This window comes from Micromonospora noduli (assembly GCF_003264365.1).
Taxonomy (GTDB): Bacteria; Actinomycetota; Actinomycetes; order Mycobacteriales; family Micromonosporaceae; genus Micromonospora; species Micromonospora noduli.
This window is the reverse complement of sequence record NZ_PYAK01000007.1, coordinates 191943-201380: the sequence shown is the minus strand read 5'-3', so window position 1 is coordinate 201380 and position 9438 is coordinate 191943. Positions and strand designations below refer to the sequence as shown.

Below are 9438 nucleotides of genomic sequence, written 5' to 3'. Positions count from 1 at the left end.
CCGGGCCGGGCGCGCCGGGAGACGCGGCGCCGGGGCGGACGGTGCCGGGGGCCGGAGCGCCGGCGGGCGGGGCCGCGCCGTCGACGCGTTCCACCACGTTGCGGCGGATCACGTTCTTCCCCGGCTCGCGGACCAGCTCCATGGCCGCCGCGTTGAGTAGCACGCAACTGCCCGACGGGCCGGTCACCGTCACAGTGGCCGCCCGGTTGTTGTCCAGGTTCGTCACCCGCAGCCGGGTACCCACCGGGAACCGGTCGCTGGTCGCCGCCGGCGCCCCGCCCTCCGCGGAGAAGGTGACCGAGCCGGAGCAGACCGACGACCGTGCCGGGGCCGTGTCGGCGAACCCGAAGCTGGTCCCCACCGACACGCCCACCGCGGCGAGCACCGCCACGCTCGCTGCCAGCACGTGCCTGCGCTGCACCCTCATCGCCGTCACTCCCGTCCTCGGTGGTGTCCTTCACCCACCGGTACGGACCGGAGCGTCCTACCGTTCAGCCGGCACGGGTATCGATCGTGCGGCGGCCAGGTCCACCGGCCCGTAGCGGGTGCGCGGGGCCCCGGTGATCAGCGCCCAGTAACGGTCGCCGTACGACCAGTGCCACCACTCGGTCGGGTAGTTCACCATCCCCGCGCCGCCGAGGGCGTCCACCATGATCTGCCGGTGCCGACGGGCGGTGCCGCCGATCGCCGGCGCGTCGGTGAAGCAGGCGTCGGCGCTGTCCTCCGGGGTGGCGTCGATGGCCGTGCCCAGGTCCAGCTCCACGCCGTCGTCGGTGCAGAGCGTCAGGTCCACCGCGCCGCCGGTGCTGTGCGGGGCCACCTCGACCGGTGAGACGAACTTCGTGGTCTCCCGGTGCAGCCGCTGCGGCGACCAGTCCGGGTGCCGTCGGCGCAACTCGTCGCGGTAGCCGGTGAAGATGGCCAGTTGCGCCTGGTACGGCCGGTAGCCCTCGACCACCAGCAGCCGCAGCCCACCGGGCAGGGCACGCTGCGCGGCCAGCAGGCGGTCCACGACACCGGCGCGCAACCGGGCGTACGCCCCGGCCGGGTCGGCGGCCCGTCCGTCGAGCCGCAGCTCCGGCAGCTCACGCAGGTCCACGAACTCCTCGCCGTCGTCGGCGCTGGGCACCGCCGCCACCCGGGGGTCGGAGAGCAGGATCATCGGATGCTCCCCGCCGTGCTCGCGGGCCGTTCCGCGTGCCGGAGCCGGGCCAGCTCGACGAGTCGGTCCACCACCTCCCGGTAGCTGACCCCGACGGCGGCCCACACCTTCGGGTACATCGAGTGCGCGGTGAAGCCGGGCATCGTGTTCAGCTCGTTGACGTACAGCTCACCGGCTGTCTCGTCGTAGAAGAAGTCGACCCGGGCCAGACCCCAACCGCCGATCGCGGCGAACGCGCGCAGCGACAGCTCGCGGACCCGCGCGGTCACCTCGTCCGGCAGCGCGGCGGGGACGATCATCGGGTCGGCGTCGCCGAAGTACTTCTGCTGGTAGTCGAACCAGCCGCCGCTGACCTGCACCTCGCCCACCGCCGACGCCTCGGGACGCCAGCCACCGAGCACCGCGCACTCCAGCTCCCGGCCGGCGACCCCCTGCTCGACCATGACGAGTTGGTCGTGGCGAAGCGCCTCCTCCACGGCGGCGGCCAGGTCGTCACCCTCGCCGACGCGGGAGATGCCGATCGACGAACCCATGCTGGCCGGCTTGACGAAGAGTGGCCGGCTCAGCCCGGTCACCAACTTCTCCGGATCGTCGACCGCCCGGTAGGTGTGCGCGTCGAACGACACGTACGGGGTGACGGGGATGCCCTCGGCGCGCAGCGCCCGCTTCATCGCCACCTTGTTCATGCCGACCGCCGAGGCGAGGATGCCGCACCCGACGTACGGCACGTTCAGTGACTCCAGCAGCCCCTGCACCACACCGTCCTCGCCGTACGGGCCGTGCAGCACCGGGAAGATCACGTCCAGCTCGGCGTGCACAGCGCCGGGTGCGTTACCGGCGGACACCTGCACGACACCCGGACGCGGACCGGCCCGCAACTCGACGGCCGGCCCGGTCACCACCAACTGGTCGTCGATGGCCCGCTCGCCGGCCGGTCGGTCGCGCAGCTCGGCCAGCAGCGCGTCGGGCATCAGCCGGAACCCGCCGCTGCGGGTGACGCCGATGGCGACAGTGCGGTAGCCGCCACCGGCGAGCGCCCGGGCCACCCCGAGCGCGGAGGCACAGGAGACCTCGTGCTCCGCCGACGGTCCACCGAACAGGATTCCGATCCGGACTGGCGCGCTCACGCCGCCGCCCCTTCCTCAGCCAGGTCGGCGGATCGCGGGGCCATCAACCGGGCCACCAGCGACTCCTCCACGTTTCCGCCGGTCAGCACCACGCCGACCGTCCGCTGCCGGTCCCTGTCCGGCGGAAGCCGGAGGGCGCCGGCCAGGCCCGCCGCCCCGGAGGGCTCGGCGAGCACCTTGAGCTCGGTCAGGATCAGCCGGAACGCCGCCGCGATCTCGTCGTCGTCGACCCGGACGACGCCGCGCAGCGTGTTCCGCACGATGGCGAACGGCAGCTCCCCCACGCAGGACGGCCGCAGCCCGTCCGCGATGGTGGGCGCCGGCGTGACCGGCACGCGTACACCTGCTGCCAGGCTGCGGGCGAGCGAGTCGCAGCCCACCGGCTCCACGCCGTACACCTCGATGTCGGAGCCGGCGGCGGCCAGGCACGCGCCGGCCACCCCGCCACCACCACCCACCGGTACGACCAACGCGTCCAACGGCGTCCCCGCGCGCTCGGCGTCCTCGATCAGCTCCAGGCTCGCGGTGCCCTGCCCGGCGATCACGTCCGGGTGGTCGTACGCGTCGACGACGGGGTGACCGCTCTCGTCGCTGAGCCCGTTGGCCACCGCCACCCGCTCCTCGACGCCGGTGCCGGCGAACACCACCCGCGCTCCCGCCGCGCGCGCCCGGTCGACCTTCGTCGATGCCGCGTCGACCGGCAGCACCACTGTCGCCGCGAGCCCGTGCTGCCGGGCCGCCAACGCCACCGCCACCGCGTGGTTGCCGGTGCTCTGCGCGATCACCCCGGTGTGGCCGGCCATCGCGAGGCGGCCGACCGCGCGCAGCGCGCCCCGCATCTTGTACGAGCCGCCGTTCTGCAGGTTCTCCGCCTTGAGCAGGACCCGTGCCCCGGCGAGCTCGTCGATCACCGGGGAGCGCAGCACGGGGGTACGGACCACGCGGCCGGCAAGCCAGCGGCTGGCCTCCTCGACATCGGCCCGGACCTGGCCAACGGTGCGTGTCATCGTCTCTCCTTTTCGGGCACACCACAGGCGGGGTCCAGCGGTACGTGGACCCCGGTGAAGGTGGGTGGAAGTGTCAGTTCAAGGTCGGTAGCTGGACGTCGACCCGTAGGCCGCCGTACTCGGCGGGCCGGGCCGCGATGATGCCGTCGTGGGCCTGGGTGATCGAGCGGGCGATGGCCAGGCCCAGGCCGGCCCCGCCGCCCTGCGAGGTCCGGTCCCGGGCGAGCCGGCGGAACGGCTCGAACAGACCGGCCACCGCCTCGGCCGGCACGGGCTGGCCGGTGTTCACCACGGACAGCGCGGGCACGCCGCTCACCACGACGGTCAGCGAGCCGCCCGGCCGGTTGTACTTGATCCCGTTCTCCACCAGGTTGGTGACCAGGCGTTCCAGCAGCACCCGCTCGCCGACGACTACCCGGGGTACGAGGTGGGTCTCCACTGTCACCCCGGCCTCCCGGGCCCGGTCCAGGTATCCGGCCAGCACCGCCTCGACGATCGTGTCCAACCGCTGCGGTATCCGCGAACGGAGGCCCTGGTCACTCTCGCTGAGCGCGAGCAGGCCCTCGATCAGTCGTTCGTTGCGCTCGTTGGTTTCCAGCAGCTGACTGGTCAGCAGCTCCAACTGCTCGCCGCTGAGCGTCCTGGCCATGCCGACCTCGATGAGCGTCCGCTGCACGGCGAGGGGCGTCCGCAGCTCGTGCGAGGCGTTGGCGGCGAACCGCCGCTGCCCCTCGTACCCGGCGGAGACGCGTTCCATCATCTCGTCGATCGCCCGGGACAGCCGGGCCAACTCGTCGCTGCCCCGGGGCCGGATCCGGTGACCGAGGTTCTGCGGGCCGAGGTGCCCGATCGGCCCGGCCAGGTCAGCGACCGGGCGCAGGCACCACACCGCGGCGAACCAGAGCCCCACCAGGACGGCCACTGTCACGAGCAGGACGGCCACCAGGGGCAGCATGAACGCCCCCGGCCGTACGTTGCGGCACACCGTCGACAACCCGGGCATGGGCACGTCACAGAACTGCTGCCCCCAGGTCCAGGTCACCCCCGACAGCCACTTGCCCATCGCCGGCAGTATCGGGCCGGCCAGCAGCGCCAACAGCCCCACCAGCAGCACCCGACGTCGGGGCGTCCAGCTCACGCCGTGCCGCCGATGCGGTAGCCGGCCTTCGGAACGGTGTGGATGATCGCGGGATCGCCGAGCTTCTTGCGCAGGGTCATCACGGTGACCCGTACGGCGTTGGTGAACGGATCGGCGAACTCGTCCCAGGCCTGCTCCAGCAACTCCTCTGCGCTGACCACCTGGCCGTCCGCGCGCAGCAGCACGTGCAGCACCGCGAACTCCTTGGGACTCAACGCGAGGGGGCGGCCGTCCCGGGTGGCCAGGTGTCGGCCCACGTCCAGCGCCAGGCCGTCCTGGGCGAGCACCGGTGGCAGCGCCGGCGTGGACCGTCGCCCGAGGGCCTGCACCCGGGCCACCAGCTCGGCGAAGGCGAACGGCTTGGTCAGGTAGTCGTCCGCGCCGAGGCCGAGGCCCTCCACCCGGTCCCGGATGCCGGCCGCCGCCGTGAGCAGCAGCACCCGGGTGCCGACCTGTGAGTCGGCGATGCTGCGGCACACCTCGTCGCCGGTGTGTCCGGGCATGTCCCGGTCCAGCACCGCGACGTCGTACCGGTTCACCCCGACCCGTTCCAGCGCACCGTCGCCGTCGTAGCAGACGTCGACAGCCATCGAGAGGCGGCGCAGCCCTTCGGCCACCGTGTCCGCCAACAACCGCTCGTCGTCCGCCACCAGCACCCGCACGTTTTTCCGCTCCCCCAGTTCGGCTTGCCCCGCATACCGTCGCAGGCCCGGGTTAAGGGTTCTGTAAGCACCCGCCGCAGCCATCCTCCACGCGGGTGTCCAGCGGGCAAACCACCGCAAGCCAGTCCCGGTCGACTTGGTGCCCGTGTCGCGTCATCTGGGTCGTTCGTCCCCGAAGGGCCCGGCGGTTGGCGTGCGGGGGTGAGCTGCGTCACGATGGGGGCCGAGGAGGTCGCCCGATGGCTGACCCGTGGCTCGCCCTGGAGTTCGGCGTCGATCCGGCGGAGCGGATCGCGCAGGTCGGTGCCGCCCACGAGGCCTTCCTGACCGCCGGTGCGGCGCCGCACCGGGTGCGGGAGGTGGTCCGCCGCTCCTGGGAGCGTTCGGCACGGCTCGACCCGGAGGCCACCCCGCCGGTCGACCTGGCCGACGACGTTCTGGCCGCGTACCGGGCGGTTCACCCGTTGGCCCGGGTCCTGCCGCTGTTCCGGGACCTGCTCGGCGGCATCGCGCAGGACGGCGCGCACCTGATGGCGGTCTGCGACGCGCACGGGCGGCTGCTCTGGGTCGAGGGGCATCCGGGCGTGCTGCGGCACGCCGAGCGGATGAACTTCATGCCCGGCGCCCGTTGGGACGAGACGCACGCCGGCACCAACGCTCCCGGCACCGCGCTGGCAGTGGACCACAGCGTGCAGATCTTCGCCACCGAGCACTTCAGCCGCCCGGTCCAGCGGTGGACCTGCGCCGCCGCGCCGATCCACGACCCGGCCACCGGGCGGCTGCTCGGCGCGATCGACATCACCGGCGGGGACCATCTGGCGACTCCGCAGAGCCTGGCGCTGGTCCGGGCCACCGCCCGGGCCGCCGAGTCGCAGCTCGCCGCCGACCGACCGCCGGAACCGGGCGTCGCCACAGTGACCGCGCTCGGCCGGGACGAGGCGGAGCTGCGGTTCGAGGGCCGACGGATCCGGCTGGGTCGACGGCACAGCGAACTGCTGGTGCTGCTGCTCCAGCACCCCGAGGGGCGCACCGGCGTTCAGCTCGGCCTCGACCTGTACGGCGACGACCGACTGCACCCGGTCACCCTGCGCGCCGAGCTGTCCCGGTTGCGCCGGGTGCTCGGCCCAGAGCTGCTCGATTCCCGCCCGTACCGGCTACGCGGGACCGTCCGCGCCGACTTCACCACAGTCGCCGACCGGCTGGACCAGGGCGATCCGGCGGGCGCGCTCGACGCGTACCCCGGGTCGTTGCTGCCCGGCTCGGACGCGCCGGGAGTGGCGCGACTGCGCCGGCTGATCGACGGCCACCTCCGCGCGGCAGTGCTGGCCGCCGCGGACCCGGCGCTGCTCGCGGCCTGGACCGCGACGCCGGCCGGTGCCGACGACCTGGCCGCCTGGCAGGCCCTGGCACGGGCGCTGCCGGTGGGCGCGCCGCGTCGGCCCCTCGCCCTCGCGCGCATCGACCAGCTCGCCGGTGAGTACGACCTACCGCGCGCAACGTGGCTGCAACGTCGCTGAAACTACCGTCGCCGTCGGCACACCCGCACAACGACGGCGGAGGTAACCATGACGCGCTACGACGCGCCCACCCACTGGCAGTCCCGTTACGACCACTACATCGGCGGCGAGTACGTCAAGCCGCAGGGCGGCGCCTACTTCGAGAACCCGACACCGGTCACCGGGCAGACCTTCACCGAGGTCGCCCGCGGCACCGCACCCGACGTGGAGAAGGCCCTCGACGCCGCCCATGGCGCCGCCGACGCCTGGGGCCGCACCTCGGTGGCCGAACGGGCGCTGATCCTCAACCGGATCGCCGACCGGATGCAGGAGAACCTGGAATCCCTGGCCATTGCCGAGAGCTGGGAGAACGGCAAGCCGGTCCGGGAGACACTGGCCGCCGACATCCCGCTCGCCATCGACCACTTCCGCTACTTCGCCGGGGCGATCCGGGCCCAGGAGGGCTCCCTGGGCGAACTCGACGACGACACAGTGGCGTACCACTTCCACGAGCCGCTCGGCGTGGTTGGGCAGATCATCCCGTGGAACTTCCCGATCCTGATGGCGACCTGGAAGCTCGCGCCCGCGCTGGCCGCCGGCAACGCCGTGGTGCTCAAACCGGCCGAGCAGACACCGGCGTCCATCCACTACTGGCTGTCGCTGGTGGCGGACCTGCTGCCGCCGGGAGTGCTGAACATCGTCAACGGTTTCGGTGTGGAGGCCGGCAAACCGCTGGCGTCCTCGGCCCGGGTCGCGAAGGTGGCCTTCACCGGCGAGACGACCACCGGGCGGCTGATCATGCAGTACGCCAGTGAGAACATCAAACCCGTCACGCTGGAGCTGGGCGGCAAGAGCCCGAACATCTTCTTCGACGACGTCAGCGCCGCATCCGACGACTTCCTGGACAAGGCCCTGGAAGGCTTCACCATGTTCGCGCTCAACCAGGGCGAGGTCTGCACCTGCCCGTCCCGGGCGCTGATCCAGCAGGGCCACTACAGCGACTTCCTGGCCGCGGGGGTCGCCCGCACCGAGCAGATCGTGCAGGGGCATCCCCTGGACACCGACACGATGATCGGGGCGCAGGCCTCCAACGACCAGTTGGAGAAGATCCTGTCCTATCTCGACATCGGCCGGAAAGAGGGCGCCAAGGTGCTCACCGGAGGGTCACGCGCGGATCTGGGCGGCGAACTGTCGGGCGGGTACTACGTCGAGCCGACCATCTTCGAGGGCGACAACTCGATGCGGATCTTCCAGGAGGAGATCTTCGGGCCGGTCGTCTCGGTAACCTCGTTCGCCGACCTCGACGACGCCGTGAAGATCGCCAACGACACCCTGTACGGGCTGGGCGCGGGCGTGTGGAGTCGGGACATGAACACCGCGTACCGGGCCGGGCGGGCCATCCAGGCCGGGCGGGTGTGGACCAACTGCTACCACGCGTACCCGGCGCACGCCGCTTTCGGCGGGTACAAGCAGTCCGGCATCGGTCGGGAGAACCACAAGATGATGCTGGAGCACTACCAGCAGACCAAGAATCTGCTGGTCAGCTACTCGACCAAGAAGCTCGGCTTCTTCTGATGCCGGTCGTCTCCGTCACCCCCGCCGCGGCCGAGTTGATCCGGTCGCTGCGGGGGCGGCACGGTCCGCTGATGTTCCACCAGTCCGGCGGCTGCTGCGACGGCAGTGCCCCGATGTGCTTCCCGGCGGGCGAGTTCCGCACCGGCTCGTCCGACGTGCTGCTCGCCTCCCTCGCGGTCGACGGGGTGACCGAGCCGGTCGAGTTCTGGATGTCGAAGTCCCAGTGGGAGTTGTGGAAACACACCACGTTGACCGTCGACGTGGTCCCCGGCAGAGGCAGCGGCTTCTCTCTGGAGGCCCCTGAAGGCGTCCGCTTCCTCATCCGCTCCCACCTAGCCCCCTGAGCCCGGCGCCCCAGGTCCGGCGGCATCTGCCCAGAAGAGCGGTATACCTCTGAGTCATATTTATTCCTCAGAGGTATACCGCTCTTCAGCGTTTCCCGTCGGACGGCGTGACCGTGGGGGACCGGGCGGGACCGGGCGGGACCGTTGACCATGACCGGGGGGTTAGTCGCAGGCGATGCCGTCGCCGTCTCGGTCCAGGTCGTAGATGTCGTCGCCGATCACCCTGATCGGCCCGCTGACGTAGGCGGGTCCGTTGCCACTGCCACCCGCGCAGTCGACGTCGCTGGCGATCGGGACGCAGCCGCTGTAGTTCGGGTCGCACTTCGACGACTGCGGCTTCTTGGTGCCGACGGCCACGACCTGGGTCACCGGCTGCTTCGTCACGGCGGATTTGACCAGCTTCTTGTTCGTCCGTACGCCGTCGGTGGTGGTCACCTCGTAGGTCAGGGTCCGGACGCCGTTCACACCCTTGGTCCGGACGACCCGCTTGCCCTCGGCCAGTGACGAGTCCTTGACGGTCCGCTCGCCGTACCGGATGGTGGCCTGCTCCGTCACTGTCGTCACCTGCACCACCGGCACGGCTGCCGCCGACGAGGGTGCCGTGGCGGGCGCCGACGAGGGCGCGGCGATCGGCGACTCCTCCTGGGCCAGGGCCTCTTCGGTCGGCTCGCCGGGTGCGGCCAGAACAGGCTGCTCGGCGGCAGTGCCGGTCTTGGTCGGTTCCGGTTCGCCGGTCAACGCGCCGACGATGGCGGTGCCGGTGCAGCAGAGCAGCAGGAGCGACAGCGTCACCGAGCCGAGGATCACGGCGACCCGGCCGGCGGGAGTGGCCCGGCGGAACCAGTTCGGTCGGGGCGTCTGGCCGAACGACGGCGGGTACGGCGGTCCCGGGTTCTGTGGTGGTTGCATCGTCACGGCGATGAGTGT

General features: G+C 71.9%; 10 protein-coding genes. 3 read left to right on the top strand and 7 right to left on the bottom strand.

Annotated features, from left to right (window positions below):
* The 6 genes from GUI43_RS08490 to GUI43_RS08465 all read right to left on the bottom strand — a co-directional run.
* The coding region (locus GUI43_RS08490; protein ID WP_249037683.1) for an RlpA-like double-psi beta-barrel domain-containing protein at positions 1-427 on the bottom strand (427 nt) is incomplete at its 3' end.
* Between the two features lie 57 nt (positions 428-484).
* Positions 485-1162 (bottom strand): M15 family metallopeptidase, encoded by a 678-nt coding sequence (locus GUI43_RS08485; RefSeq protein WP_112582412.1) that lies wholly within the window; start codon positions 1160-1162, stop codon positions 485-487.
* Complete coding sequence (locus tag GUI43_RS08480; RefSeq protein WP_112698505.1) at positions 1159-2289, bottom strand: D-alanine--D-alanine ligase family protein; 1131 nt, start codon at positions 2287-2289, stop codon at positions 1159-1161. The genes GUI43_RS08485 and GUI43_RS08480 overlap by 4 nt, the downstream gene beginning before the upstream one ends.
* Positions 2286-3296 (bottom strand): threonine ammonia-lyase, encoded by a 1011-nt coding sequence (locus GUI43_RS08475; RefSeq protein WP_112582414.1) that lies wholly within the window; start codon positions 3294-3296, stop codon positions 2286-2288. Before GUI43_RS08475 ends, GUI43_RS08480 begins: the two co-directional genes overlap by 4 nt.
* Before the next feature lie 73 nt (positions 3297-3369).
* Complete coding sequence (locus tag GUI43_RS08470; RefSeq protein ID WP_249037682.1) at positions 3370-4434, bottom strand: sensor histidine kinase; 1065 nt, start codon at positions 4432-4434, stop codon at positions 3370-3372.
* Positions 4431-5096: a response regulator transcription factor gene (locus GUI43_RS08465; protein ID WP_091394074.1), complete on the bottom strand. Its 666-nt coding sequence runs from the start codon at positions 5094-5096 to the stop codon at positions 4431-4433. The genes GUI43_RS08470 and GUI43_RS08465 overlap by 4 nt, the downstream gene beginning before the upstream one ends.
* Before the next feature lie 239 nt (positions 5097-5335).
* On the opposite strand from GUI43_RS08465, the gene GUI43_RS08460 reads away from it, so the two are divergent.
* The 3 genes from GUI43_RS08460 to GUI43_RS08450 are packed head-to-tail and all read left to right on the top strand — an operon-like array spanning position 5336 to position 8511.
* The gene (locus tag GUI43_RS08460; RefSeq protein WP_091394078.1) at positions 5336-6613 is read left to right on the top strand and encodes a GAF domain-containing protein; all 1278 of its coding nucleotides are present in this window, start codon (positions 5336-5338) and stop codon (positions 6611-6613) included.
* A gap of 48 nt (positions 6614-6661) precedes the next feature.
* Positions 6662-8167 carry an aldehyde dehydrogenase gene (gene adh, locus GUI43_RS08455; RefSeq protein ID WP_112698504.1) on the top strand — a complete coding sequence of 502 codons (1506 nt, stop codon included), beginning with the start codon at positions 6662-6664 and terminating at the stop codon, positions 8165-8167.
* Positions 8167-8511, top strand: coding sequence for a DUF779 domain-containing protein (locus GUI43_RS08450; RefSeq protein ID WP_373861031.1), 345 nt, complete (start codon positions 8167-8169; stop codon positions 8509-8511). The genes adh and GUI43_RS08450 overlap by 1 nt, the downstream gene beginning before the upstream one ends.
* A 162-nt stretch (positions 8512-8673) precedes the next feature.
* Here GUI43_RS08450 and GUI43_RS08445 read toward each other — a convergent pair whose 3' ends face one another.
* Positions 8674-9420, bottom strand: a complete 747-nt coding sequence (locus GUI43_RS08445) for a G5 domain-containing protein (protein WP_249037685.1) — start codon at positions 9418-9420, stop codon at positions 8674-8676.
* Positions 9421-9438 lie beyond the last annotated feature (18 nt).

Bases quoted from the DNA above. Each gene is read 5' to 3' on its own strand.
- GUI43_RS08450 (WP_373861031.1), top strand. From the start codon at position 8,167: ATGCCGGTCGTCTCCGTCACCCCCGCCGCGGCCGAGTTGATCCGGTCG.
- adh (WP_112698504.1), top strand. From the start codon at position 6,662: ATGACGCGCTACGACGCGCCCACCCACTGGCAGTCCCGTTACGACCAC.
- GUI43_RS08460 (WP_091394078.1), top strand. From the start codon at position 5,336: ATGGCTGACCCGTGGCTCGCCCTGGAGTTCGGCGTCGATCCGGCGGAG.
- GUI43_RS08475 (WP_112582414.1), bottom strand. From the start codon at position 3,296: ATGACACGCACCGTTGGCCAGGTCCGGGCCGATGTCGAGGAGGCCAGC.
- GUI43_RS08485 (WP_112582412.1), bottom strand. From the start codon at position 1,162: ATGATCCTGCTCTCCGACCCCCGGGTGGCGGCGGTGCCCAGCGCCGAC.
- GUI43_RS08445 (WP_249037685.1), bottom strand. From the start codon at position 9,420: ATGCAACCACCACAGAACCCGGGACCGCCGTACCCGCCGTCGTTCGGC.